Annotated in this window: 22 protein-coding genes, 2 tRNA genes, 1 other RNA gene and 2 pseudogenes; 7 read left to right on the top strand and 20 right to left on the bottom strand. The window is 69.5% G+C overall.

What is annotated here, in order from left to right:
* Nucleotides 1-78 precede the first annotated feature (78 nt).
* Nucleotides 79-558 carry an orotate phosphoribosyltransferase gene (locus ODJ79_RS01295; RefSeq protein WP_263021391.1) on the top strand — a complete coding sequence of 160 codons (480 nt, stop codon included), beginning with the start codon at nt 79-81 and terminating at the stop codon, nt 556-558.
* A gap of 39 nt (nt 559-597) precedes the next feature.
* Here ODJ79_RS01295 and ODJ79_RS01290 read toward each other — a convergent pair whose 3' ends face one another.
* Both ODJ79_RS01290 and ODJ79_RS01285 read right to left on the bottom strand, forming a co-directional pair.
* On the bottom strand, nt 598-1,674 hold the full coding sequence (locus ODJ79_RS01290) for an aspartate-semialdehyde dehydrogenase (protein ID WP_263021390.1): 1,077 nt from the start codon (nt 1,672-1,674) through the stop codon (nt 598-600).
* Between the two features lie 7 nt (nt 1,675-1,681).
* Nucleotides 1,682-2,947 (bottom strand): aspartate kinase, encoded by a 1,266-nt coding sequence (locus ODJ79_RS01285; protein WP_263021389.1) that lies wholly within the window; start codon nt 2,945-2,947, stop codon nt 1,682-1,684.
* A 207-nt stretch (nt 2,948-3,154) separates the two neighbouring features.
* Here ODJ79_RS01285 and ODJ79_RS01280 point away from each other — a divergent pair, with 207 nt between their 5' ends.
* The 4 genes and pseudogenes from ODJ79_RS01280 to ODJ79_RS01265 all read left to right on the top strand — a co-directional run.
* A complete protein-coding gene (locus ODJ79_RS01280; protein ID WP_263021388.1) occupies nt 3,155-3,967 on the top strand; it encodes a hypothetical protein in 813 nt (270 codons plus the stop codon).
* 198 nt (nt 3,968-4,165) lie between these two features.
* Nucleotides 4,166-5,899 (top strand): 2-isopropylmalate synthase, encoded by a 1,734-nt coding sequence (gene leuA, locus ODJ79_RS01275; RefSeq protein WP_263021387.1) that lies wholly within the window; start codon nt 4,166-4,168, stop codon nt 5,897-5,899.
* 100 nt (nt 5,900-5,999) lie between these two features.
* Entirely contained in the window at nt 6,000-6,662 is a 663-nt protein-coding gene (locus ODJ79_RS01270; protein WP_263021386.1) for an HNH endonuclease family protein, read from the top strand.
* Between the two features lie 14 nt (nt 6,663-6,676).
* Nucleotides 6,677-6,913: pseudogene (locus tag ODJ79_RS01265) on the top strand (hypothetical protein); the annotation flags it as partial.
* Between the two features lie 52 nt (nt 6,914-6,965).
* Here the strand turns inward: ODJ79_RS01265 and ODJ79_RS01260 are convergent.
* From ODJ79_RS01260 to ffs, 10 genes and pseudogenes are all read right to left on the bottom strand, one after another.
* Complete coding sequence (locus tag ODJ79_RS01260) at nt 6,966-8,003, bottom strand: ABC transporter ATP-binding protein (protein WP_263021384.1); 1,038 nt, start codon at nt 8,001-8,003, stop codon at nt 6,966-6,968.
* 16 nt (nt 8,004-8,019) lie between these two features.
* The gene (locus ODJ79_RS01255; protein WP_263021383.1) at nt 8,020-9,078 is read right to left on the bottom strand and encodes an ABC transporter ATP-binding protein; all 1,059 of its coding nucleotides are present in this window, start codon (nt 9,076-9,078) and stop codon (nt 8,020-8,022) included.
* Between the two features lie 10 nt (nt 9,079-9,088).
* Nucleotides 9,089-10,087, bottom strand: coding sequence for an ABC transporter permease (locus tag ODJ79_RS01250; RefSeq protein WP_263021382.1), 999 nt, complete (start codon nt 10,085-10,087; stop codon nt 9,089-9,091).
* 117 nt (nt 10,088-10,204) lie between these two features.
* A complete protein-coding gene (locus ODJ79_RS01245) occupies nt 10,205-11,977 on the bottom strand; it encodes an ABC transporter substrate-binding protein (protein ID WP_263021381.1) in 1,773 nt (590 codons plus the stop codon).
* 84 nt (nt 11,978-12,061) lie between these two features.
* Nucleotides 12,062-12,796, bottom strand: coding sequence for an ABC transporter permease (locus ODJ79_RS01240; protein WP_263021469.1), 735 nt, complete (start codon nt 12,794-12,796; stop codon nt 12,062-12,064).
* A gap of 111 nt (nt 12,797-12,907) precedes the next feature.
* Nucleotides 12,908-13,066: pseudogene (locus ODJ79_RS01235) on the bottom strand (ABC transporter permease); the annotation flags it as partial.
* Nucleotides 13,067-13,466: 400 nt separating this feature from the next.
* Nucleotides 13,467-14,060, bottom strand: a complete 594-nt coding sequence (gene recR / locus ODJ79_RS01230) for a recombination mediator RecR (protein ID WP_263021380.1) — start codon at nt 14,058-14,060, stop codon at nt 13,467-13,469.
* Nucleotides 14,061-14,064: 4 nt separating this feature from the next.
* The gene (locus ODJ79_RS01225; RefSeq protein ID WP_263021468.1) at nt 14,065-14,373 is read right to left on the bottom strand and encodes a YbaB/EbfC family nucleoid-associated protein; all 309 of its coding nucleotides are present in this window, start codon (nt 14,371-14,373) and stop codon (nt 14,065-14,067) included.
* A 445-nt stretch (nt 14,374-14,818) separates the two neighbouring features.
* Nucleotides 14,819-18,193 (bottom strand): DNA polymerase III subunit gamma and tau, encoded by a 3,375-nt coding sequence (locus ODJ79_RS01220; protein WP_263021379.1) that lies wholly within the window; start codon nt 18,191-18,193, stop codon nt 14,819-14,821.
* Nucleotides 18,194-18,246: 53 nt separating this feature from the next.
* Nucleotides 18,247-18,343, bottom strand: an RNA gene (gene ffs / locus ODJ79_RS01215) — signal recognition particle sRNA small type.
* A gap of 81 nt (nt 18,344-18,424) precedes the next feature.
* Between ffs and ODJ79_RS01210 the strand changes: the two genes are divergently transcribed.
* Nucleotides 18,425-18,512: transfer RNA gene (locus tag ODJ79_RS01210), tRNA-Ser, on the top strand.
* Nucleotides 18,513-18,566: 54 nt separating this feature from the next.
* Here ODJ79_RS01210 and ODJ79_RS01205 read toward each other — a convergent pair.
* From ODJ79_RS01205 to ODJ79_RS01185, 5 genes are all read right to left on the bottom strand, one after another.
* Nucleotides 18,567-18,908 carry an STAS domain-containing protein gene (locus ODJ79_RS01205; RefSeq protein WP_263021378.1) on the bottom strand — a complete coding sequence of 114 codons (342 nt, stop codon included), beginning with the start codon at nt 18,906-18,908 and terminating at the stop codon, nt 18,567-18,569.
* Between the two features lie 941 nt (nt 18,909-19,849).
* On the bottom strand, nt 19,850-20,929 hold the full coding sequence (locus ODJ79_RS01200) for an HD domain-containing phosphohydrolase (RefSeq protein ID WP_263021377.1): 1,080 nt from the start codon (nt 20,927-20,929) through the stop codon (nt 19,850-19,852).
* Nucleotides 20,930-21,056: 127 nt separating this feature from the next.
* A complete protein-coding gene (locus ODJ79_RS01195) occupies nt 21,057-21,722 on the bottom strand; it encodes a response regulator (RefSeq protein WP_263021376.1) in 666 nt (221 codons plus the stop codon).
* Entirely contained in the window at nt 21,719-22,897 is a 1,179-nt protein-coding gene (locus ODJ79_RS01190) for a sensor histidine kinase (protein ID WP_263021375.1), read from the bottom strand. The genes ODJ79_RS01195 and ODJ79_RS01190 overlap by 4 nt, the downstream gene beginning before the upstream one ends.
* A 139-nt stretch (nt 22,898-23,036) precedes the next feature.
* Nucleotides 23,037-23,123 (bottom strand) — tRNA-Ser (locus ODJ79_RS01185).
* A 118-nt stretch (nt 23,124-23,241) separates the two neighbouring features.
* On the opposite strand from ODJ79_RS01185, the gene deoD reads away from it, so the two are divergent.
* Entirely contained in the window at nt 23,242-23,958 is a 717-nt protein-coding gene (gene deoD / locus ODJ79_RS01180) for a purine-nucleoside phosphorylase (RefSeq protein WP_263021374.1), read from the top strand.
* Nucleotides 23,959-24,058: 100 nt separating this feature from the next.
* On the opposite strand, the gene ODJ79_RS01175 is transcribed toward deoD, so the two are convergent.
* The 3 genes from ODJ79_RS01175 to ODJ79_RS01165 form a co-directional block, all read right to left on the bottom strand.
* The gene (locus ODJ79_RS01175) at nt 24,059-24,511 is read right to left on the bottom strand and encodes a nucleoside deaminase (protein WP_317620622.1); all 453 of its coding nucleotides are present in this window, start codon (nt 24,509-24,511) and stop codon (nt 24,059-24,061) included.
* 79 nt (nt 24,512-24,590) lie between these two features.
* Nucleotides 24,591-25,106: a tRNA adenosine deaminase-associated protein gene (locus ODJ79_RS01170; protein ID WP_263021373.1), complete on the bottom strand. Its 516-nt coding sequence runs from the start codon at nt 25,104-25,106 to the stop codon at nt 24,591-24,593.
* Nucleotides 25,107-25,457: 351 nt separating this feature from the next.
* Nucleotides 25,458-25,859 (bottom strand): hypothetical protein, encoded by a 402-nt coding sequence (locus ODJ79_RS01165; protein WP_263021372.1) that lies wholly within the window; start codon nt 25,857-25,859, stop codon nt 25,458-25,460.
* Nucleotides 25,860-25,939: the final 80 nt, after the last annotated feature.

Below are 25,939 nucleotides of genomic sequence, written 5' to 3'. Positions count from 1 at the left end.
CGTCGGGTGCCTTCGGCGGGCCTGAAAAGCTAAGACCTTGTGACTGCCTCTGAAGACCTTGCGCGGCGCGTCCGCGACGTGAGCCGCCTGACCGGCGAGTTCGTTCTGCGATCGGGCCGGATCGCCAACGAGTATTTCGACAAGTACCAGTTCGAGGCCGACCCCGTGCTGCTCGACCAGCTGGCCGAGCGGATGGCCGTGCTGATCCCGGAGGGCACCGAGGTGCTGGCCGGCCTCGAAATGGGCGGGATCGCCGTGGTGACCGCGCTGGCCCGGCACGCCAAGCTGCCCACCGCGTTCGTCCGCAAGCAGGCCAAGCAGTACGGCACGGCCCGGCTCGCCGAGGGTGCCGAGGTGGCCGGCCGGCGGGTGCTGGTGGTCGAGGACGTGGTCACCTCGGGCGGCCAGGTGGTCATCTCGACCGGCGAGCTGCGCAAGCTCGGGGCGCACGTCGACCACGCGCTCTGCGTGATCGACCGGCAGGAGGGCGGAACGGCGGCGCTGGCCGCCGACGGCATCACCCTGCGGGCGCTGTTGACCCGCGAGGATTTGTCCTAGGCCGGGTTGCGGTCGAACCGGTCGGCGAGCGTTCGCCGGCTAGCTCTGATCACCGCCGGCCGGCCAGTTCGGTTCGGCGGCGATCAGCTCGGCGATCTGCACCGTGTTGAGCGCCGCTCCCTTGCGCATGTTGTCACCGGTGATGAAGAGGTCGAGCGCCCGCGGGTCGTCCATCGCCCGGCGGATCCGGCCCACCCAGGACGGGTCGGTGCCGACCGCGTCGATCGGCATCGGGAACTCGCCCGCCTCGGGATCGTCGACCAGGATGACGCCCGGCGCGTTGCGCAGGACCTGCCGGGCGCCCTCGGCGTCGACCTCGGACCCGAAGACGGCGTGCACGGCGATCGAGTGCCCGGTCACCACCGGCACCCGTACGCAGGTGGCGGAGACCTTGAGCGCCGCAATGCCGAGGATCTTGCGCGACTCGTTGCGCAGCTTGAGCTCCTCGGACGACCACCCGAGCGGGCCGATCTCGCCCGACCAGGGCACCACGTTGAGCGCCAGCGGCGCCGTGAACGGGCCGAGGTCGTCGCCGATCGCCTGGCGCACGTTGCCCGGTCGGGAGCCGAGCAGCCGATCGCCGGCCACCTTGCTGAGCTGGTCGTGCAGGGTGTCGACGCCGATCTGACCGGCTCCCGAGGCGGCCTGGTAGGAGGCCACGACCAGCTCGCGCAGGCCGTACTCGCGGTGCAGCGGCGCGACCGCCATGATCATCGCCATGACCGTGCAGTTGGCGTTGGCGACGATGCCGCGCGGACGCTCGCCCAGCACCTCCTGGTTGACCTCGGGGACGACCAGCGGCACGTCCGGGTCCATCCGGAACGCGGCCGAATTGTCCACGACGGTCACGCCCCGGGCGGCGGCCACCGGCGCCCAGTCGCGCGAGACGTCGTCGGGCAGGTCGAACAGCGCCAGGTCGACGCCGTCGAACGCCTCGGGGGTCAACTCGCGCACGGTCAGCTGCTCACCGCGGCAGGAGAGCTGTTTGCCGGCCGAGCGGGCGCTGGCCAGCAGCCTGATCTCCCCCCAGACGTTGCGCCGGGAGGAGAGCAGCTCGAGCATGACGGTCCCGACGGAGCCGGTGGCCCCGACGACGGCGAGCGTGGGCTGCGCCATGGACGGCCTACCGGCCGGTCCCGCCGTACACCACCGCCTGCTCGCCACCACCCAGCTCGAACTGGTCGTGCACGGCACGGACAGCGGTGTCGAGGTCGGTGTCGCGGCAGACCACCGAGACCCGGATCTCCGAGGTGGAGATCATCTCGATGTTCACCCCGGCCTCGCCGATGCAGGCGAAGAAGGAGGCGGCGACGCCCGGGTGCGAGCGCATGCCGGCGCCGATCAGCGAGACCTTGCCGACGTGATCGTCGAAGAGCAGGCTCTTGAACTTGATCTGCTCTTTGATCTTGTCGAGGGCCGTCATCGCGGTCGGGCCGTCGGCCTTGGGCAGGGTGAACGAGATGTCGGTGCGGCCGGTGCCCTCGGTGGAGACGTTCTGCACGATCATGTCGATGTTGATCTCGGCCGAGGCCACGGTCTCGAAGATGCGACCGGCCGCGCCCGGCTCGTCGGGCACCCCGACGATCGTGATCTTGGCCTCGCTGCGCTCGTGCGCGACCCCGGTGATCAGTGCTTGCTCCACGTCAGGGTCCTCCATAGATCCGGTGACGAGCGTGCCTTCTTTGTGCGAGTACGAAGAGCGTACGTGGATCGGCACCTTGAAGCGCCGCGCGTACTCCACGCATCGCAACATCAGCACCTTCGCCCCGCCGGCGGCGAGCTCGAGCATCTCCTCGTACGTGATCTTCTTGATGTGCTTGGCGTCCGGCACGATCCGCGGGTCGGCGGTGAAGACGCCGTCCACGTCGGTGTAGATCTCGCAGACGTCGGCGTGCAGCGCGGCCGCGAGGGCCACCGCCGTGGTGTCCGACCCGCCCCGGCCCAGGGTGGTGATGTCCTTGGTGTCCTGCGAGACGCCCTGGAAGCCGGCCACGATCGCGATCGCGCCCTCGTCCAGCGCCGAGCGCAGGCGGCCGGGCGTGACGTCGATGATCCGGGCCTTGCCGTGCACCGAGGTGGTGAGCACGCCGGCCTGCGAGCCGGTGTACGACCGGGCCTCGTACCCCAGGTTGTGGATCGCCATCGCGAGCAGCGCCATCGAGATGCGCTCGCCGGCGGTGAGCAGCATGTCCAGCTCGCGGCCCGGCGGCAGCGGGCTCACCTGGTTGGCCAGGTCGAGCAGTTCGTCGGTGGTGTCGCCCATCGCGGACACCACGACGACCACGTCGTCGCCGGCCTTACGGGCGGCCACGATGCGCTCCGCCACCCGCTTGATGCGCTCGGCGGTCGCGACGGACGAGCCACCGTATTTCTGCACCACCAGTGCCACGGGCAACCATTCCTTCGGCGATTCAAGATCAAACACAGCACACCGGCGGCGCCGGCACGACAATCGCCACCACCCTAGCCGCGACCTCGCCGGACGCCGAGAGGTGATCCCAGATTCCGGCCGCGCCCGGGTCCGGGAGGCGGCTCCGAGCGCGACACGCCCGTGGCGACGACGACCGGTTCGGCCCGCAGAGGCGAGAATGTCTCGGTGCGCGCACCCCTGCTGACCCGATCCGCCTCGGCCGCCGCCCTGCTGGCGCTGGCCGTCACGGCGGGCTGCGAGGGCGCGCCCGGTCCCCAGCCGACCACCTCGGCGTCGGCGGCCGGGGGCGACAACACCCCCGACTCGCGGGCCGACCTGATCGCCCGGGCCACGCTGGCGCAGGACAGGGCGTTCGCCGCGGTCTACACGCTCACCGAGGACGGCAACGGCCGGCGGCACAACGTGGTCGCCACCGTCGGCGCCGACGGCACCTGGCGGGTCGATGTGAGCCACGCCATGGTCGGCGACACGGCCGACGTCTCGATCGTCTCGACCGCGGCCGGCGTCTTCCAGTGCACCGTCTCCTCGCCGACCAACCCGACAACCCCTTCTTGCGTACGCGTGGCCGACCCCGGCAAACGCGTGGCGAAGGACTACTCGCCGCAGGTCGAACGGCTGTTCCGGCTGTGGCTGCCGGTCTTCACCGATCGCCAGTCGGCGCTCTCGGTGGCCGAGGTGAAGCCGCTCGACGGCGCCCAGAGCACCTGCTTCTCGATCGACTCGATCGCCGCCTCGATCAAGGCGCCGGTCGACATCGGCATCTACTGCTACGCCCAGGACGGCGTGCTGACCGCGGCCCGGGTCGACTTCGGCGAGCTCAAGCTAGTCAGCCAGGTCGCCGGCCCGGCCACCGTGCCACTGCCCGGCCCGATCGGGCCCGGCCCGGCGATGACCACCGACAGCCCGCCGGCCGTGCTGCCGTCGTCGGACGGCTCGACATCCGGTCCTCCGCCCGCCGGGGCGCCGTCACCCGCCTGACTTCGGCATCCCACGATCCGGGCGTAGAGTTAGGTCCGTCCGAGTTGATCACGTAGGGTGATTCCGACATGTGGCACGCACTCCTTCTTCGCTGCCGCGACGAGGCCCCATCCCAGGCCGGCACCTCGTCGCGGAGTTTCTGCGTTCTTTGAGATCGCGGCGCCGCCTCCTCGCCTCGCTTTCGTCTGGAGCAGCCACATGTCCACCGTCAACAACCCCTTCGCCACACAGCGTCCGAGCGCGATGCCCTTCGAGCGATACGCGCCGTACCACAAGCAGTTCGCCGTTGATCTGCCCGACCGTCAGTGGCCCACCCGACATGTCGATGCCGCCCCGCGCTGGTGCGCGGTCGACCTGCGGGACGGCAACCAGGCCCTGATCGACCCGATGTCCCCCGAGCGCAAGCGGCGCATGTTCATGCTGCTGGTCCAGATGGGGTACAAGGAGATCGAGGTCGGCTTCCCGGCCGCCTCGCAGACCGACTTCGACTTCATCCGCCAGCTGATCGAGCAGGAGCTGATCCCGGACGACGTCACCATCCAGGTGCTGACGCAGTGCCGGGAGCACCTGATCGAGCGCACCTTCGAGTCGCTGCGCGGCGCCAAGCGGGCGATCGTGCACTTCTACAACTCGACCTCGGTGCTGCAGCGCCGGGTCGTGTTCGGCCTGGACAAGGACGGCATCACCGACATCGCCACGAGCGGCGCCCGGTTCTGCCAGAAGTACGCGGAGATCTACACCCCGGACACCGAGATCTTCTACGAGTACTCCCCCGAGTCGTACACCGGCACCGAACTGGAGTACGCGCTGGAGGTCTGCTCGGCGGTGATCGACGTGATCGACCCGACCCCGGCCCGGCCGCTGATCATCAACCTGCCCGCCACGGTCGAGATGGCCACCCCCAACGTGTACGCGGACTCCATCGAGTGGATGCACCGCCACCTGCCCCGCCGCGACTCGGTGGTGCTGTCGCTGCACCCGCACAACGACCGCGGCACCGGCGTGGCCGCCGCCGAGCTGGGCCTGCTGGCCGGCGCCGACCGCGTCGAGGGCTGCCTGTTCGGCAACGGCGAGCGGACCGGCAACGTCGACCTGGTCACCCTGGGCCTGAACCTGTTCTCCCAGGGCATCGACCCGATGATCGACTTTGCCCGGATCGACGAGATCAAGCGGACCGTCGAGTACTGCAACCAGCTGCCGGTGCACGAACGGCACCCGTACGTGGGCGACCTGGTCTACACGTCGTTCTCCGGCTCCCACCAGGACGCGATCAACAAGGGCTTCGCCTGGCTGAAGTCCGACGCGGACGAGGCCGGCGTCGAGGTCGACAAGTTCACCTGGGGCGTGCCCTACCTGCCGATCGACCCGAAGGACGTGGGCCGCAGCTACGAGGCGGTCATCCGGGTCAACTCGCAGTCCGGTAAGGGCGGCGTGGCGTACATCATGAAGGAGGAGCACAACCTCGACCTGCCGCGACGGCTGCAGATCGAGTTCTCCGGCGTGGTGCAGCACCACACCGACGAGGAGGGCGGCGAGGTCTCCCCGCAGCAGATGTGGGACATCTTCGCCGGCGAGTACCTGATCGATCACCAGCTCTCCTCGGCCTTCAAGATCGAGGGCTACAGCACGGCCACGGTCGACGGCAAGGTCGAGATCGACGTCGAGGTCTTCCACCGCGGCGTACGGCGTCCGCTGGTCGGCCTGGGCAACGGCCCGATCGACGCGTTCGTGCAGGCCATCGCCCCGCTGGGCATTCAGGCGCGGGTGCTGGACTACAACGAGCACGCGCTGACCGCCGGCGGCGACGCGCAGGCCGCGGCGTACGTCGAGGTCGAGATCGGCGATCGGGTGGTGTGGGGCGTCGGCATCGACGCGAACATCGTGAGCGCCTCGATCAAGGCCGTGACCAGCGCCGTCAACCGCGGCCGCTGAACTGTCCCCGCGCGCCGTCCCCAGCGGGCGGCGCGCGGGATGATCCACTCACGGGGGATCGACCCGGACACAACGGGCGGCCCGCCCGTACGCTTGAGGCGTGCCCCTCCACACCCCCCGATGGACCGTCGTGCTGCTGACCGCCGCGTTGAGCCTGGGCGCCTGCGAGGGCGTCTCGGTCCAGGCCGGCTCCCCCACCTCCACGGACGCGACCGCCGGCCCGACCGCCAAGGGCTCGGCCGGCAGCGCCAAGGCCCAGCTCGACAAGCTGACCGTGGCCAAGTCCGGCTCGATGAAGGGCTACAGCCGGGAGAAGTTTCCGCACTGGCGCAGCGCCGGCAGCAACTGCGACGTGCGCGACTCGGTGCTCAAACGGGACGGCACGAAGGTCAAGCTGTCCGGTTGCAACGTGGTCGCCGGCACCTGGAAGAGCATCTACGACGGCAAGACGCTGACCTCGCCGACCCAGGTGGACATCGACCACCTGGTGCCGCTGGCCAACGCCTGGCGCTCGGGCGCCTCGGCCTGGACCACCGCCCAGCGCGAGGACTTCGCGAACGACCTGGACGACCCGCAGCTGGTCGCGGTGTCCGCGTCGTCGAACCGCTCGAAGGGCGACCAGGACCCGTCCACCTGGAAACCGTCCGACCCCAGCAGTTGGTGCGAATATGCGGAAGACTGGATCGCGGTGAAGACCCACTGGAAGCTGACGGTCACCGCCACCGAGAAGCCCGCACTCGCCGACATGCTGGAGAAGTGCTGATGACCACGGATTTGACCACCGACATCGTCGCCGGTCCCGGCGGCGTGATGACCGACGAGGTCGGTGTCGTCACCGGCGACCTCACGCTGCACACCGAGGTCGCCGACGACTCGGCGACCGTCCACGTGCAATACAAGGAAGCCGACGAGTGGTACACCGTCACCGGCGGCAAGGCGAAGCTGAAGGACCCGGCCGACGCCGCGGCCGTTCATCAGATCGCGGTCGGCATCCTCAACCGCCCGGAGGGCTGAAAAGGGTGCGATCGCCTCGGCGACCGCACCCCTGTGATCAGTCTGGCGCCGATCAGGCCGGCGTCGCCGCCGGCTTGCGGCCCGCCACGACCTCGTCGTCGACCACCGGGAAGTGGCAGGCGGTGAGGTGACTCGCCGGGTCGGTCAGCCGCGTGACCAGCGGCGGCTCCTCCGTCGCGCAGATGTCCTGCGCCTTCCAGCAGCGGGTGCGGAACCGGCAGCCGGACGGCGGGTTGATCGGGCTTGGCACGTCGCCGGTGAGCAGCACGCGATCGCGCTGCGCGCGATCGCGCCGGGCCGGGTCGGGCACCGGCACCGCCGACATCAGCGCGACCGTGTACGGGTGGCGCGGGTTCTTGTAGAGGTCGTCCCGCTCGGCGATCTCCACCACCTTGCCGAGGTACATGACCGCGACCCGGTTCGAGATGTGCCGGACCACCGACAGGTCGTGCGCGATGAAGACGTACGTCAGGTCGAACTCGCTCTGCAGGTCGTCCAGCAGGTTCACGACCTGCGCCTGGATCGACACGTCGAGCGCCGACACCGGCTCGTCCGCAATGATCATCTTAGGCCGCAGGGCGAGCGCGCGGGCGATGCCGATGCGCTGGCGCTGACCGCCGGAGAACTCGTGCGGGTACCGGTTGTAGTGCTCGGGGTTGAGCCCGACCAGCTCCAGCAGTTCCTGCACGGCCTTCTTGAGGCCCTGCGGCGTCGGGATGTTCTGGATCTGCAGGGGCGCCGAGATGATCGAACCGACCGTGTGCCGCGGGTTCAGCGACGAGTACGGGTCCTGGAAGATCATCTGCACGTCGCGACGAAGGGGCCGCAACTTGGCCAGCGACCGGTGCGTGATGTCCTGGCCCTCAAAGACGACCTTGCCGCCGGTCGGCTCGAGGATCCGGCTGAACAGCCGGCCCGTGGTCGACTTGCCGCAACCGGACTCGCCGACCAGGCCCAGCGTCTCGCCGGCGCGCACCTGAAGGTCGATGCCGTCCACCGCGCGGACGGCACCAACCGTACGCTTGAACAGACCCTTTGTGATCGGGAAGTGCTTCTCCAGCCCCGTCACCTCGAGCAGGTTCTCGCTCATCGTTCATCAACTCCGCTCAGAGGTTCGGTAGCACTTCCTGCTGGAAGATCTTGGTGCGATCTTCCGCGGGCAGGTGACAGGCCACCAGGTGGCCTGCTCCGGTACCGGCGCCCGCGTCACGCAGCACTGGCATCTCGGTGAAGGACCGGTTGCCGTTGCGCCCCGCGTACGGGCAGCGCGGGTTGAAGGCGCAGCCGTCGGGCAGGTTGATCAGGCTGGGCGGGGTGCCCTTGACCGGGGTGAGCCGGTCGCGCACGTCGCGGTCGAGGCGCGGCATCGAGCCGAGCAGACCCCACGTGTACGGGTGCTGCGGCGTCCGGAAGACATCCAGCGCCGAGCCCTTCTCGATGACCTTCCCGCCGTACATGACCAGGACGTCGTCGGCGAGCTCGGCCACCACACCCAGGTCATGGGTGATCATGATGACCGCCGAGCCGAACTCCTCCTGCAGGTCGCGGATCAGGTCGAGGATCTGCGCCTGCACGGTGACGTCCAGCGCGGTGGTCGGCTCGTCGGCGATCAGCAGCGCGGGGTCGTTGACCAGCGCCATCGCGATCATCGCGCGCTGCCGCATACCGCCGGAGAACTGGTGCGCGTAGTCGTTGAACCGGCGCTCCGGCTGCGGGATGCCGACCCGGGCGAGCATGTCGATGGCCCGTTCGCGAGCCACCCTCTTGTTCACCCCGGGGTGGTGGACCCGGTAGGCCTCGACGATCTGCGACCCGACCGTGAAGTACGGGTGCATGGCGCTCAGCGGGTCCTGGAAGATCATGGAAATCTTCCCGCCGCGCAGCGTGCGCACCTTCTCGTCGGTGGCGGTGACCAGTTCCTCGTCGTCCAGCCAGATTTCGCCGGTCACCTTGGCGTTGCTGCGGGTGCGGTGCAGGCCGAGCATCGCCAGCGAGGTGACGCTCTTGCCGGAGCCGGACTCGCCGACGATGCCGAGGGTCTTGCCCTTCTGCAGCGAGAAGGTCGAGCCGGTGACCGCCTGGACGATGCCGTCGTCGGTCTCGAACCGGACGGTAAGATCCTTGACTTCGAGGAACGATCGCGGCGTGACTTGGCCGATGGACAACGTAACCCCCTCAGGCCAGCCGCACGCGCGGGTCGATAACGCCGTACAGCAGGTCGACGATCAGGTTCGCGGCGACGATAAAGAACGCGGCGAACAGGGTGACACCGAGAATCACCGGCAGATCGTTGCTGCGGATGCTGCTCAGCGCCAACTTGCCCAGGCCGTTCAGGTTGTAGACGGCCTCGGTGAGGATCGCGCCGCCAAGCAGCGCGCCGAGGTCGAGGCCGAAGACGGTGACCAGCGGCGTGAGGCCGGAGCGGAGGCCGTGCTTGCCGATGACATTGCGCTCACGCAGGCCCTTGGCCCGGGCGGTACGGATGTAGTCCTCGCCCAGGGTCTCGAGCATGTTCGCCCGGGTAAGCCGGGCATAGGTGGCCGCGAACAGGAACGCCAGGGTGACCCAGGGCAGGATCAGGCCGGTGAACCAGTCCAACGGGTTGTCGAAGAACGGCGTGTAGCTGGGGTTGGGCCAGCCCAGCCAGTAGACGAAAATGCTCAGCGACAGTAGCCCGGTGAAGTAGATCGGCAGCGAGACGCCGGCCAGCGCGACCGTCATCACCGATCTGTCCCAGATCGAGCCGCGTCTGAGCGCGGAGATGACACCAAAGCTCACCCCCATCAGCACCCACAGCACGGCCGCACCGATGGCCAGCGACAACGTGACCGGAAGCGCGCTGGTCAGCTTCGGCCACACTTCCTCGCTGGTTTTGAAGGAATAGCCGAAGCACGGCGCAGGGCAATGCGTGACGTCCGGGCCGTTCTCGTAATCGCGGCCGACGACCAGGCCTTTGAGGAACTCGCCGTACTGCACCATGATCGGCTTGTCGAGGCCGAGTTTCTTGCTGATGCCCGCTACGGCGACCGGGTCGGCCTGCTTGCCGATGTAGAGCAGCGCGGGATCGCTTCCGGTGGCCTTGGGGACAAGGAAGAAGACGCCGAAAGTCACGAGCGTGACCACGAGCAGAGTAACGACGGCGTTGATGAGCCGCCGGATGAGGTAAGCCAGCACTACTTTCGGCCGAGCGCTGGGCGGGTACCGGTTCTTGCGAACCCGGCACCCGCCCAGCTCGGGCGGCCTTCACCTGCCCTTCGATCTACCCGTCGGTGCTACAGCGACCGGAATGGTTCACTTGCCGTCGCTGACGCCGAGCGACGCGAAGTCAACCATGGCCAGGCCCTGGTGGAAGTACACGTTCGTCAGCCGCGGGTTGTAGTAGTTCAGCGCCTTGTCGAAGACGAACGGGAGGTAGTAGTAACCCTCCATGACCTTGACGTTCGCCGCCTGATAGTCAGCGGCGGCCGCGGTCGCGTCCTTCTCGGCGAGGCCCTTCTCGAACAGCCCGTTGATCGCCGGGTCGTTGATCTCGGGGAGGTTCGAGTTGCCGTTCTTCTGAATGAACGAGCCCATGGCCAACGGCGCCAGGTATCCGTAACCGGTGGGGAAGTCAGCACCCCAGCCGTAGATCATGATGCCGTAGCCCTTCTTGGCCACGTTGTTGGGCGAACCGACAACGGTGGCGATCTGCGAGCCGTCGTACTGCTCGATCGCCGCGTTGATGCCGACAGCCTTCAGCGAAGCCTGGAGGGCGGTCGCGGTCGCGACCTCGGCCGGCTTGTTGTTACGCACAGCGATCTTGGTGTCGAAGCCGGTCGGCTTGCCACAGGCCTGGAGAGCCGCCTTCGCCTTGTCGACCTGCGGCTTGCCCTGGGCGCGACCGTACGGGTCGTACTTCGCGTCCGTGCCGGCCAGGTTCGGCGGGAGCATGTTGGTGCCGATGTCGCCGCCGGCGATCGGTCCACCGCGAGCGGTCTGCAGCGTCGTCGGGTCGGACGCGTAAATGATCGCCTTACGGCACTCGATGTTGTCCAGCGGAGCGACCTTGGTCGACAGGGCCGCGTACCGGATGAAGCCGTTGTTCGGGTTGTACGCGGTTTCCTTGAGCTTGTCGTTCGTCAGAATCTGCGTACGAGCCTGGGTCGACACACCGCTCTGGCTGGCGTCCAGGTCGGCGGTGCCGGCGATCAGACGGGAGTCCATGTCCTCGGCGTTCGTCGTGATCGTCAGGACGATCTTGTCAGGCAACGCCTTACGAACGGTGTCGGTCGACGCGTCCCAGTTGGTGTTGCGCGACAGGGTCGCGCCCTTGCCCGGCTGGATGCTGTCGAACTTGTACGGGCCCGAGGATGCGGGGGCCAGCGCGTACTTGTCGCCGGTGTCCCGCTTCTGCGGAACCGGGGCACCGCCCGGCAGGGCGAGCTCGTACGGGAAGTTCGCGTTCGCCTTCGCGAGGTGGAAGACGATCGTCGAGTCGTCCGGCGTCTCGACGGTCTTCAGACCCAGCTTGTTCGGGTCCTTGTCCTTGTACGGGCCGGGGTAGTTCTGGCCCTGGTCGAGCTCGTCACGCAGGTACGAGGGACCACCCGGGACGACGTCGGTCGCGAAGATGCGCTCGATGCCGTACTTGATGTCCTTCGAGGTGATCGGCGAGCCGTCGTCGAACTTCAGACCGCTCTTCAGCTTGAAGGTGTAGGTCTTGTTGTCCGAGCTGAGTTCCGGCGCCGCCGTGGCGAGGTCCGGAACGAGGTCGAGACCCTCCTTGCCGGGCTTCGGGTTGTAGGTCATCAGCGTCCGGCTGTAGAGCCGGTTCATGTCGATCGTCCAGGCGTAGTACGAGATCGCCGGGTCGAACGAGTCAGCGTCCTGCGGGCTCCACAGGTTGAGAGTGCCGCCCTTTTTGTCGGAGGCGTTCACCACCTGCGTGGCGGCGGCGTTGAAGGAGGCGCCACCGTTCGAGTTGTTGTCGCTCTTCTTGTCATCGGAGCCGCCACCACATGCGGCGGTCAGCCCCAATGTGAGGGCAGCCGCCGAGGCCACCATCACTTTCGTCTTGCCTGCCACCAAAACTCCTACCTCCTTGAACGGCGACCTGCGAGAGGCCGCCGAGATTTCATGCGATGGAACCGCTTCGATCCCAGAAATTCGTCAGTGAGCCTTCGGGTCCAGCGCGTCGCGAAGACCGTCACCGAATAGGTTGAACGCCAACACGGTAATGAAGATCATCGTGCCGGGAATGATCATGAACATGGGGTCGTAGCGGAACGTCGCCACGGCGTCCGAGAGCATGCCGCCCCAGGAGGGGTACGGCGGGGGGATACCGACACCGAGGAAGCTCAACGCCGCCTCGGTGAGGATGTTGGTCGGGATGATCAGCGTCGTGTAGACGAGGATCGGCGCGGCCAGGTTGGGCAGCACCTCGCGGAACAGGATGCGCGGCGAGCGCGCGCCCAGGCTACGCGAGGCCTCGACGAACTCCCGCTCACGCAGGGAGAGCGTCTGGCCGCGGACGATGCGCCCGATGTACGGCCAGCCGAAGAACCCGATCACCGCGATCAGGACAAGCGATCTCGACCATCGGCCGCTGAAGCCGAACAGCGTCTGCGGCAGCACCGACACCAATGCGATCGAGAAGAGCAGCTGGGGGAACGCGAGCAGGAAATCCATGATCCGGCTGACGATCGAGTCGACCCAGCCGCCCAGGAAGCCGGCGCTCATCCCGAAGACGACCCCGAGGAAGGTCGAGAGGAACGCGGAGAGGAAGGCGACGGTCAGGGTGGTCTGCGCGCCGTACACGATGCGGCTGAAGATGTCCCGCCCGTTGACCGGCTCGACACCGAGGATGAATTCCTTCGAGATGCCGCCCAGATGACCCTTCGGCAAACCGAGAGTGGCATCGATCGTGTCGCCGTGCAGTTCATCGAACGGGTGCCCGAACCACTTGATCAACAGTGGAGCGATGAACGCGATGAAGATCAAAAAGAGGATGACGATGCCGCCGCCGAGCGCAACCCGGTCCTTCTTGAGTCGACGCCAGGCTATCTGCTTCAGGGACCGACCGGCGATAGCGTTCTCGCCGGCATTCCGTTCCACAGCCGCGTCGTCGGTGGGCGTGATCTCGTCGGAGATTGACGCCTCCGGGCCAAGCGACATCTAGCGCCGGTCCTTCCTCGGGTAACCGGCACGAAGCGGGGCGCTCACAGCCAACGGCACACCGCATCGACGGCGAGTCGTAGGCGATGGCTCCCGCAGCGTCCGGCAACCGATCGGTTGTCTCATGCTTCGAGTGCCGACCCTCGTTGCGTCGGTCAGATGAGTCCGAGCCACGAGGGCACTCAACGGCGGGGGTGCCGCCATCGCAAGGAACATTCACCTAATGTGGTGCCGCGGTCAAGTTCACGGTCCGCACTCGGACGGTTCCGTGTCTCCCCCGTTATGTGGCTGTGACCTACGGCACCGACCAAACGGAAACTACCGCGTCAGACGGCCTGGATCTAGCTAATCCGGACTAAATCACTAGCTAGGTGTTACGGCCGAGTTACCTGACGCTTATCTATATAGCTCGGCGTCCTTCGAAGGCTCGACCGAGCGTGATCTCGTCGGCGTACTCGAGGTCGCCGCCGACCGGCAGACCGCTGGCCAACCGGGTGACCTTGATACCCATCGGTTTGACCATCAGGGCCAGATAGGTGGCCGTGGCCTCGCCCTCGGTATTCGGGTCGGTCGCCAGGATCAGCTCCTGAACCTCACCCGTTCCCAGACGTAACAGCAGCTCACGGATGCGGAGCTGGTCCGGGCCGACGCCTTCGAGCGGATTGATCGCGCCGCCGAGAACGTGGTACCGGCCGCGGAACTCGCCGGTCCGCTCGATCGCGACGACGTCCTTCGGCTCCTCCACGACGCAGAGCACCTCGTTGGTGCGCCGCACGTCCCGGCAGATCCGGCACTGCTCGGATTCGGCCACGTTGAAGCAGATCGTGCAGAAGCGAACGAGCTCCTTCACCTTGCGCAGGGCCGTGGCGAGCCGGTTGACGTCCGCCGGGTCGGCGGAGAGAACGTGGAAGGCGATCCGCTGGGCGCTCTTGGGCCCGACGCCCGGGAGCCGCCCCAGCTCGTCGATCAGATCCTGGATGGCGCCCTCGTACACGTGATCAGAACCCGGGGAGGCCGAGGCCGCCGAGACCGCCGGTGGCCGGCCCCATCTTCGCCTCGGTGAGCTCGCGCTGCGCCTCGGCCGCGTTCCGGATCGCGGCGAGCACCAGGTCTTCCAGCGACTCGATGTCGTCGGGGTCGACCGCCTTGGGATCGATCCGCACCGACTTGACCTCGCCGAGCCCGGTCATCAGCACGGACACCAGGCCGCCCCCGGCAGTGCCGGTCACCTCGGCGGCGGCCAGCTCGGCCTGCGCCTGGGCGACCTGCTGCTGCATCTTCTGCGCCTGCTTCATGATCTGCTGCATGTTCGGCTGTCCACCGGGGCGCATGCCACCGCTCCTCAGCTAGAAGGTCACCATGTCCTGAGCGCCGTCGCCACCCGCCCGGCCGGCCACGTCAATCGCCGCCCAGCGTAGTCGGCGCCCGATACATACCCGTCAGAGCCACACCACGGCGTCCGAGCCACACCATCCCGTCAAGCCCGGCACGCCGCTCACGGACCTCCGGCGAGCCCGCCGACAGGCACCTCCGCGGCGGACGGACGGCTTGGCCGCGGCCGGCACGCGCCGGCGCGTCTTGGCCCACGTCCCCTACCGCACCGCTCAGCCGCGCACCGCCGCCCCGCACCGCCGCCGCGCACCGCCGCCGCGCACCGCCGCCGCGCACCGCCGCCGCGCACCGCCGCCGCGCACTGCCTGGCCGCCGGCCGACACGCGCGTCTCAGCCGCGGCCGGCACGCGCCGGCTCGCCTCAGCTCTCGCCGATCTTCTCGGCGCCCAGTACCTCCTGGAGCAGGCGCATGGCCTGCTGCTCGCTGCTCTCCCGCGCCGTCTTCTCGTCGATCACGTCGTCCAGCGGCTCGTCACCCGGGTCGAAGCCCTCATAGGCCGAGCCCCCGCCGCGCGGCGGCCCGTCGAACTCGGGGTCGTAGGGCGCCTCCTCGGTCGGCGACCCGTCAGACCAGCCCGCCGACGGCGACACGGGAGCCGCCGGCGGAACGCCCGGACGAGCCGCCCCCTGCCGCGCCGCCGCCGCGGAGCGCGCACCGGCCACAGCAGCCCGCGCCGCCGCCAGCCCACTGCCGGGACCGGCATTGCGAGCGGCACGCGCAGCGGCGGCCGCGCCGGCACTGCCCGCCGCGGGAGCCGAAGACACGCCTCGCGGGGGCGCGGAAGGCCCACCGCCCACGGGCCCGGAGCGCCCACCACCCGCAGCCGCCGAACCCGCATCACCGCCGGACGCGGAAGACCCACCGCCCCCAAGCGCCGAACCCGCGTCACCCCCGGGCGCAGAACGCCCACCACCCGCCGGCGCGGAACGCGCATCGCCCCCAGGCGCAGAACGCCCACCACCCGCAGCCGCCGAACCCGCATCGCCGCCGGACGCGGAAGACCCACCGCCCCCAAGCGCCGAACCCGCATCGCCGCCGGACGCGGAAGACCCACCGCCCCCAAGCGCCGAGCCTGCATCGCCCGGAGCCGCGGCCGACGGACCGTCAGCCCACTCCTGGCCGTTCTGGCCGGCGTTGCGGTCGGGCGCCGCCTCGACGACCGGCACGCCGCCTGACGACCTCGCAGGGCCGCCTGCGGCACCGCCCGACGGTCGACCTGGTGCATCCTGCGCGACGCGGTCGTCGGCACGACCGGAGCCCGCCGCCGCCCTCGCATCGCTCCGGGGCGGAATGTCGGCCGCGGAGCCGTCACCCGAGGGCGTCGCGCCCACCGAAGTCGCCGAGGGCGTGCCGATCGGGCGCACCTCCGGCCAGTCCTCTTCCTCGTCGTCGACGGGCGGGGGCGTGACCGCGGGTGTCGCCGAGCCGCCGGGCCGGACCGGCTCTGGCCAATCGTCGTCGGACGAACCCGCGGACTCGGTCTCCTGGCGGCGCGCCTGCGGCGGACGGGCCGAAGCGACCTGCGCCTGCTGCGCCCCGGTCGCCGCGCGCGGCGCGGTGGATGTCGTTGCGCGCTGGCCGGGCTCGTGGGCCGAGTCGTTACGGGCCCTCGGCGGTGCCTCCCGGCGGGCGGGGCCGCGCGACGGGTCGCCGCCGTTGCCGCCCTCGACACCGCCGACCTCGCACCGGATCTGCCAGCGGCCGCCGAGCGTCTCGTAGAGCGCATTCGTGACCAGCGCCGACTCCTGGGTGATCCGGGCGGCGGCCCAGTCGTGCTGGTGCACCAGGACGACGGTGTCGCCATCCAGCGACCGGACCACGGCGTCCGCGATCATCGGGCCAATGACCTTGCCGCGCGGCTGCTTGCGCACCTCGGCGACGACCTCCGGCCACACCTCACGCACGCCCGACACGGTCAGCCGGCCGGGCGTGTCGGCCACGGCCGCGGCCGCCGGCTCCTCGGGCGCATCCGGAAGCAGCCCGGCCGGCTCGGGCCGCCGCCCCGCCGCCGACGAGACAGCCTGGGCCGGAGCCGAGGGGGTCGAGCCCGAGGCCGCGCCAGAGGCCGAAGCCGCGCCGGAGACCGTAGAGATCGAGGAAGCCGACGCAGAAGCGGGCGCGGCAGGAGCGGGCGCGGCGGGAGCGGGCGCGGCGGGAGCGGGCGCAGCCGACGCGGAGGCAGGCGCGGCCGACGCGCTCTCGGCCGAGCGAGACGCCGGAACCGCCCGGCTCAGCTGAGCGGCAGCAGGCTCGTCATCGGGCGCCTCATCCCAGGGCGGGGGCTCGTCGTCGTAGCTGTCCGGTTCGTCGACGGCCGAGGCCGCAGGCGCGGGCTCCGGCGCGGCGGGCCGAGCCGCCCCCGCCTCGGCAGGCGCCGCCGCCTCGGCAGGCGCCGCCGGCCGCCGACCCGTGGTCGGGGTCGTGGCAGCGGACCGCCGACCGGCCGCCGCCGCTGCCGCCCGAGCCGCCGACAGACCGCCGCCGCCACCCGCGGGCGCGCCACCGTCAACCACCACGGGGGCAACCGGTGCCGCGTCGCCGCTCTCCTCGCGTACGGCGGGAACGTCACCGCTCAGAGTGAGCCGCCGCTCCATGCGCTCCAACCGCTGCAGCAGCGCACCGGTCGAATCCTCGGCGCCCGGCAGCAGCATGCGCGCCGTGATCAGCTCGAGCAGCAGCCGGGGCGCGGTCGTGCCGCGCATCTCGACCAGGCCGTTGTGCACGATGTCGGCGCAGCGCGACAGCGTCGCCGGGCCCAGCCGGCCGGCCTGCGCGTTCATCGCCTCCAGCTGGTCGGCCGGGCCGTCGATCAGGCCCTTGGCCACCGCGTCGGGCACCTGCTGCAGCACGATCAGGTCGCGGAAGCGCTCGAGCAGGTCGGAGGCGAACCGGCGCGGATCGTGCCCGGCCTCGGCGACCCGGTCGATCGTCGCGTAGGCCGCGGCGCCGTCGCCGGCGGCGATCGCGTCGCACATCTCGTCGATCAGCGTGACGTCGGTGACGCCGAGCAGGGCGATCGCCCGCGCGTACGACACACCGTCCGGGCCGGCGCCGGCGATCAGCTGGTCGAGCACCGACAGGGTGTCTCGCGCGCTGCCGCCGCCGGCCCGCACCACCAGCGGGAAGACGGCCGGCTCGACGTGGATGCCCTCGGCGTCGGTGAGCTGCTGCAGGTACGGCCGGAGCACCGCCGGCGGGATCAGCCGGAACGGGTAGTGGTGGGTGCGGGAGCGGATCGTGCCGAGCACCTTTTCCGGCTCGGTGGTCGCGAAGATGAACTTCACGTACTCCGGCGGCTCCTCGACGAGCTTGAGCAGCGCGTTGAAGCCGGCCGACGAGACCATGTGTGCCTCGTCGATCACGTAGATCTTGTAGCGGCTGCTGGCGGGGGCGAAGAACGCCTTCTCCCGCAGGTCGCGCGCGTCGTCGACGCCGCCGTGGCTGGCCGCGTCGATCTCGATGACGTCGATCGACCCGGCGCCGTCGTTGGCCAGCGAGCGGCAGGACGCGCACACCCCGCACGGCTCGGGCGTGGGGCCCTGCTCGCAGTTGAGCGAGCGGGCCAGGATGCGGGCGCTGGACGTCTTGCCACAGCCGCGCGGGCCGGAGAAGAGATATGCGTGGTGCAGCCGCCCGCTGCGGAGCGCTTGCGACAGCGGCTCGGTGACGTGTTCCTGCCCGATGACCTCGGCGAACGTCCGTGGACGGTACTTGCGGTACAGAGCGAGTGCCACTACCCCTCCTCAACGACCGCGCCATTGTCCGTCGGGGGTACGACAAGAACCAAAACAAGGACCCCCCGTGCACCCGTCAGAGCCCGCTTATCCTTGCTGCCTTCCGGCCCTGGGGAGGTTCACGAGATACACGCCGCACGAGGGGCTGCCCCAGAGCCTACCCGCCCCCGAGATCCAGCAAGCGCCGACCCACACGTACGTCGCGGCACAGATGTCTGTATCCTGACCGACGGAGGATTCGCCTAGAGGCCTAGGGCGCACGCTTGGAAAGCGTGTTGGGTTAACACCCTCACGAGTTCGAATCTCGTATCCTCCGCCAGTCGAATGAACAGGGCCGGACCCCGCGTGGGTTCCGGCCCTGTTCATTTCCGCATCAGAGCTGCCCGGCGGCGATCGCGTCGTCCACGTCCGGGAAGATCGCGAAATACTTGCTCAGCCCCACCGTCTCGAGCAGCCGCACCAGGAACCGGTTCGCGCCGGCGAAGCTCAGCCACCCGCCCCGCGCCGTGATCACCTGCTTGCTCGTGATGAAGGCGCTCAGCCCGACCGAGTCGCAGAACTTGAGGTCGGTGAGGTCGACGACGATCCGGGGAACCGGGCGTTCCAGCAGATCGGCCAGAGTCGCTCGCAGGGCGCCGGCGGTGTCGGCGTCGAGCTCGCCCCTGAGATGCAGCACCGCGATGTCGCAGCGGTGGTCGGTGACAATGACCTGCATGGGATGAAACGTTAAATCCGGACAAGTGCTCCCTGCCGGACAAGCGGTCCGATTCACCGGCCCACCGCGTACGCGCCGGACCCGATGCGTGCGGGCCGGACCTCGAAAGCGCCGAACGCGTACGGGCCGGACCCCCGAAAGGGTCCGGCCCGTAGGAAAATCTCGGCTGGCCGATGAGGTCAAGCAGGCGGCGCAGCCGGCCCAAGGCGCTTTAGATCTCGCGCCACTGCCAGCGTGGCCCGCGCCACGCGTCCGCCAGGATCATCGCAGATGCACGTCCTGGACAACTCTGCACCTTCGACTTGCCGTCTGGCCCGCCCATCTGAGCTTCGACTTCCCAGACGCTGCCGTCGGTGCGCACGAAGACGTCACGGCGTGCGATCCGGACGTCACCATTCCACCAGTGATGCTCAACTCTCACATGTCAAATCTAGGACAGTTATCGGACATCGGCCTAGGGGCAACCTTGCGAAAAGTTCTCACCAGCCGGTTGCACCACATTGTCTGATCCGGTGGTTTTTGCCTACGTGACTTGCGCAACAGCGCCGGTATTAGGGCCGTCGCCCGTCCGTGACCGTTAGTAATCGACCCAGCTAGCCAGTTGGCCCATCGAAGGGCGAAACGGCGGCGTTACGTACACGACATCTGATCATGGAGAACACCCGAACGGCGGAGGCCCGACAGACGTACGGACGACGGCTCTTTCCGCACGGAGCGTAACTCTTTCCGGTAACTGAAAGCACGGACAAAGCGGCCGCCGGGGCCATAGCAAGCCCAACTCCATCGGAGCCGCCGGACTTGATGGGGTGTGAAGGGATTTTGAATACCCGGGCGGCGTTGCCGTCCACCGTTGGTCACCACGATGCGTGACGGTTTCGCACCGCCCATGACCTGCGGCGCCTCCCGTCCGCGAGGGGTCAAGCCGGAGGCCGCTCAGCGGTTCAGGCGACGGCGTCGAGGTGCCTGTCGTCGAACCTGAATGTGCCGTACCTCGGCGGAAAGGCCCGGTCGCAGTTCGCGTAGCTGCTCAGTGCCTGGTCGATCATTCGCGGTCGCGGCGCCGGATCGAGATTCGGCAGCTGCGCTTCGGTGAACGCGGCGAGCGCCTCGATCACCGCCGGCTCGTGCGTGCCACGCTCGGCGAGGGTGGCCAGGGCCTGGTCGGCCGGGATGCCTCGGTGGGTGAGCGCGTCATATTCGCGGACCGCCTGCAACACCCTCGCCCCGGGCGGCGCGTGCACCGCCAGCGGCCGTGCCGGCTGCCGGTCGGTGGGTCGTTGGTGCTGGATGATGGTCCGCACCGGGGCCAGATCCGGTATGTGCGCGAGCACCGCGGCGGCCTGCTGGAACATGGAGTCGAGGACCTGCTGGTCGCGGTCGCTGCGAGGAATGCCTTCGATCACCGCGGCGGCGGCGGTCTGCGGCACCGTGCTCACTCCCGCGATGGTCAGCTGGGCGGCGGCCTCCACCTGCCACGCATCCGGCAGGGCAAGGATTGCGCACACCCGCGCGGCGATGCGACGCATCCGATGCGCCCGGGCGACCAACTCGGGCTGGGTCTGGGCGAGGACGGCCAGCAGCGTGGCAATGCTGCCGTCGAGGGTGCGCCCGGCACGTTGCTGCTCGGCATGGGTGAGCCGGTGCTGTTCGGCGGCCGCCGCGACGGCGGCCCGCAGGTTCTCCGGCGGGCAGGGCCACAGCAGGAACTCGAAGACGTGCGCCTGGTTGATCGCGCCGACCGCGCCGACGCCGTCGGCGTAGCCGGCCGTGATGATCCGCGTGGTGGCCGGTGCCAGGGCGTACGCCTTGGCCAGCATCGCGACGCCGGTCATCGCGCTCATCCGCATCCCCGCGATGACCACCGAGATGGGGTCGTCGGCGCCGGCCTCGGCCAACAACGTCAACGCAGCTTCCGGATCGGTCGTGCACACCACCCGGTAGTCGGTGCGCAGGACGCGTTCCAGCTCGGTCAGAACATCGTGTTCGTCGTCGACGCAGAGGACACGAGGCCGATCAGTCATCACATACTCCATCGGTCACTTCATTTGTGGCGGGCAGTACGACCCGGACTGCACTCCCACAGTCGGCTTAGTTCGGATTTGCAATATCGCCCGAGGGTTGACACCTGACGTACTCCTGCGGGAGTACTCACGCGCCGGGGTGCACCAGGCCCGACTCGTAGGCGAGCATCACGAGCTGCGCCCGGTCATGGGCGCCGAGCTTGGTGCGGATGTGGCTCACGTGCGTCTTCGCCGTCAGCGGGCTGATCACCAGCTCGGCCGCCAACTCCTCGTTGCTACGCCCCCGGGCGACCAGCGTCAGCACCTCGCGCTCCCGGTCGGTGAGCTGGGCCACGGTTCCCACCGCCGGCCCGCGTGGCTCCCGCTCGGCCAGGAACCGCTCGATGAGCACGCTCGTCACCCGCGGCGACAGCAGGCTCTCGCCCGCCGCGACGGTACGCACGGCGGCCAGCAGGTCAGCCGGGCGCGCGTCCTTGAGCAGGAAGCCGCTCGCTCCGGCTCGCAGCGCGGCGAACACGTTCTCGTCGTCGCCGAACGTGGTCAGGACGAGCACCCGCACCCCGGCCAGCTCCGGCTCGGCGCAGATCCGCCGGGTGGCCTCGATGCCGTCCATGACCGGCATCCGGATGTCCATGAGCACCACGTCCGGCCGCAGCCGCATGGCCTCCGCGATGGCAACCACCCCGTCCGCCGCCTCGCCCACCGTCGACATGTCCGCCGCGCTGTCGATCAGCACCCGGAATCCGACCCGGATCAGCTCCTGGTCGTCGACGATCAGTACACGCAGCGTCATCTCGGCACCTCCGTCGGCATCGTTGCGGTCACCCGGAAGCCGCCCTCATGCACCGGCGCGGCGGTCAGCGACCCGCCCAGCGCGAACAGTCGTTCACGCATCCCGGCAATGCCGTTCCCGGCGGCCGTGCCCGCCTGCACGACGGCCGGATCGATCGGATCGCCATCGTTGACGACCTCCAACCCGACCTGCCCCGGCTCGAACGTGAGATCGACGGTGGCCCGGGTCACGTGCCGGGCGTGGCGGGCCACGTTCGTCAGGCACTCCTGAGTCAGCCGATAGAGCGCCACGCCGACGACGACCGGCAGCTCGCGCCGGTCGCCGGTGACCTCCAGCTCGACCGGCAGCCCGCCCGATCGCGCACTCTCAACGAGCAGGCGCAGGTCCTGCTCATCCGATCTCATCGCCGGGCCGACCTCTTCATCGCCACGCAGCAGCCCCAACGTCGTACGGATCTCGTTGAGCGCGGCCGAGCTGGACTCGCGGATGCGCTCCAAGGCGAAGCGGACCGCGGCGGGATCGCTGTCCAGAACGTGGGCGGCCACTCCGGACTGCACACTGATCATGGTGAGGCTGTGGCCCACGGTGTCATGCAGCTCCCGGGCGATGCGCAGCCGCTCCTCCGTGAGCATCTGACGGCCGGCTCGGCGCTGCTCGGCGAGCTCCGCATCCTTCTCGGCCGCCGAGCTCACCAGGAACAGGTGATAGTTCTGAGCGGCCGACCCGCAGGCGGCGGCGGCCAGGCACCAACTCGTCCACGTCAAGGCCGGCGCCAGCGGGTGGGGGAACCACGTGAAGCGCAGCGACAGCAGCACCGCGACCACGATGGTGCCCAGCGTGATCCAGAATGCTTCCCGGGTAGGGCGGCGCCGGCCCACGTAGAACAGCGCCACCAGCACCACGAGGCCCTGCGGCCAGCTCGGGTGCCCGGCAAACATGGCGACGCCGCAGCCGGCGAGCGCCACGCACAGCGCCGCCCGTGGCCAGCGGTACGCGACACCGCCGGTCACGGCCAGGACGACCGCGAGCACCGTATCCGCCCAGCCCGGAAACCCGCGGACCGCCAGCCACCAGTCGATCATCAGGGCGGAGAAGAGGGCGCAGGCCATCGCCAGATCCACCACCGGCCAGAACCATTTGGGCAGCGTCCGCGGGCACGACGCCAGCTCAAACATGTGCCTAAGGTACGGCCGACCGGCTGCGCATTAGGCCAAATCGCGCTGAATGCCCGATCCGCCCTGGGCCAATGGGACCGAGCGAGAGACCCAGCAACGCAAAAAGGCCCGGAGTCCCGGGCCCTCTTGCTGCTTGGAGCGGTGGTGAAGGGATTTGAACCCTTGGAGGGCTTGCACCCTCACACGCTTTCGAGGCGTGCTCCTTAGGCCGCTCGGACACACCACCGCGAAGTAGGTTACCGGACGCTCGACCGGCTCTGCCGCCGGGCTACCCATTGCCCATTCGAACGGCCCTGACCTGGCAGGATCGACGGCATGACCAAGCGAGCAGAGGAGCACGAAGCATGAGCGTGCACATCGGCGGGCAGCCGGGCGACATCGCCGAGCGGGTGCTGCTCCCCGGCGACCCGATGCGGGCGAAATGGATCGCCGAGACCTTTCTGCAGGACGCGAAGTGCTACACGCAGGTCCGCGGCATGCTCGGCTTCACCGGCACGTACCAGGGCGTCCGGGTGTCGGTGCAGGGCTCGGGCATGGGCATGCCGTCGGCGTCGATCTACACCCACGAGCTGATCAACGAGTACGGCGTGCAGTCGGTGATCCGGATCGGCTCGTGCGGCGCGCTGGCGATGGACCTGAAGCTCGGCGACGTGATCGCGGCGATCGGCTCGGCGACCGACTCCAACATGAACCGCGCCCGCTTCGACGGCCTGATCGACTACGCCCCGGTCGCCGACTTCGGCCTGCTGCGCACCGCGGTGGAGGTGGCCGAGCGGCGCGGCACGACGATGCGGGTCGGCCCGATCCTGGCCGCCGACGCGTTCTACACCGACCGTCCCGATCTCTACGACTCGCTCGCCGACTACGGCGTCCTCGCGGTCGAGATGGAGTCCGCGGCGATCTACACGATTGCGGCGCGTTACGGCGCCAAGGCGCTGACCATCCTCACTGTGAGCGATCACATCAAGACCGGCGACAAGATGGACTCGGCCCAGCGGGAGCAGGGCTTCGGCGACATGGTGCGGATCGGACTCGAGACCGCGATCTCCGGCGCGTCCTGAGCGCACTGCCGCGGCGTCACCCTGAGTGACGCCGCGGTCCCTTTGCCCGTACGGGTGAAAGCTCCGCCAACCGCAGCGGCGGCACCACCGCGCCGTCCCGCTAGCGGAAGAAGTTCCGCACGAGCGCCGCGCACTCCGCCTCGAGCACACCGGAGTAGACCGCCGGCCGGTGATTGAGCCGACGGTCGCGCACCACGTCCCAGAGCGACCCGACCGCGCCCGTCTTCGGCTCCCACGCCCCGAAGACGAGCGTCGACACCCGGGCCAGCACCAGCGCGCCCGCACACATCGTGCACGGCTCCAGGGTGACCACCAGGGTGCAGCCCTCGAGTCGCCAGCTCCCGGTGAGGACCGCGGCCCGCCGCAGCGCCAGGATCTCGGCGTGCCCGGTCGGATCGCCGGTCGCCTCCCGCTCGTTGCCGGCGGCGGCCAGCTCGGCCCCGTCCGGGCCGTAGACGACCGCCCCGACCGGCACGTCGTCCGGATACGCCGAAGCGACCTCGATCGCCCGCCGCATCCAGCCTTCACGCTGCGGCGAGGGCCCGACGCTCATGCCGAGCCCGCCCGCCGTGGACTCGTGGCCCTCGCGGCGGCGTCCCGCCGGGCGTCCCACTCGCGGCCGGTGCGCTCGCTCACGCCTCGCGCAGCTCTTCCACCTCGTCGCCGCAGCCGATCCGCTGGCAGATCTCGGCGGTCACGTCGGAGGGCAGCATGCCCTCCTGACCGCAGAGGCCCAGCAGCCGGTGCGAGCCGATCCCGAGGTCGCCCAGCAGATCCGCGTCGCCGACCGGGTCGGCGTCCGGATCGGTCGACGGCCGGTCGCCGTCCTCCTCGGCCGAGCCCGCGGTCAGCTCGTCGATCTCGAGCGCCGGCGCCTCGATCTCGCCGAGCAGCACCGCCCCGATCCGCGACTCCTCGACGAACGCCGAGTCCGAACCGAACACCCGAAGGTCCTCGCCCTCGTCCAGGCGCAGGACCGCAAGGTACTGGTCGTCGCTCTCGACGAAGAGCAGCGCCACGTCGGCGTCCGGCTCGACGTCGCGGAGCGCGTCCACCACCTCGTCGATGTCGGCGAGGCCGGCCAGGTCCAGCTCGGACGCCGTCCACCCGTTCTTGCCCCGTGCGACGGCGGCAGCGAAAGTCGACAAGATCTCCCCCAACGCGACTTTTGTCTTCAGCGAGTGACGGTATCCGGAAGAACGGCGGGCGCGGCGCGCCACGCCCCCAAATGGGTTGGAAGTCAGTTCGCCAGGCGACGCCGAACGGCGATGAGCTCCCGCAGACGCGCCCCGCGCAGCCGCTGCGGCTGGGTGGATTCGCGGGCTTTCGCATCGGCGAGGGCCGCTAGCAGTTCCAAACGGCGACGGCGACGATCGGGGTCGAGCCGTGGCGTTGAGGAGGCCATGATGCCGAGATTGCCCACCGCCACGTCACACGTCAAGCCCTAGTGCGGACCGCGACGAGGACGGCACATCCGGTGGCCGGACAAGCCGAGTGATTCACCACAAAGGCCAGTCGTACGTGGTGATCCACCGCGCGCCGACGAAGGCCACCGCGATCGACAGCCCGAGGCCACTGGCCAGGGCGATCCCGACCGCGACACCCCGGTCGCCGAGCACCGTCAGCACGAGCGCCATCGCCCACGCCGTGACCGACGCCACGATCGTCCACCACGCGTACGACGCGAGGTCGTGCGCGAGCCCGCCGAAGAGCGCGAGCCAGAGCAGCGTCGCGCCGAACCCGGACATCACCGCGGCGGCGGTGATCGGGTGCGGTTCGCGGTAGATCGGGTGGGAGTGCCCGGGGAAGAGCCCCGACGGGGGCCGCCCATGACCACCGATCCCGTACGGAGGGGAACCGGGCGGCGGTGTCACCGGCCAGGACGGCTGCCTCTCGGTCACTGCCCCACCTCCGCGTGCCACGACTGGTCCCGCCAGCGTAGCGAGCCCCGGACGAAACAACCGGCGGAGCGTACGGATAG

Origin of the sequence: Actinoplanes sp. KI2, assembly GCF_025630775.1 — a bacterium.
GTDB lineage: Bacteria > Actinomycetota > Actinomycetes > Mycobacteriales > Micromonosporaceae > Actinoplanes.
The sequence above is the reverse complement of the archived record's forward strand: the minus strand, read 5'-3'. Positions and strand labels throughout refer to the sequence as shown.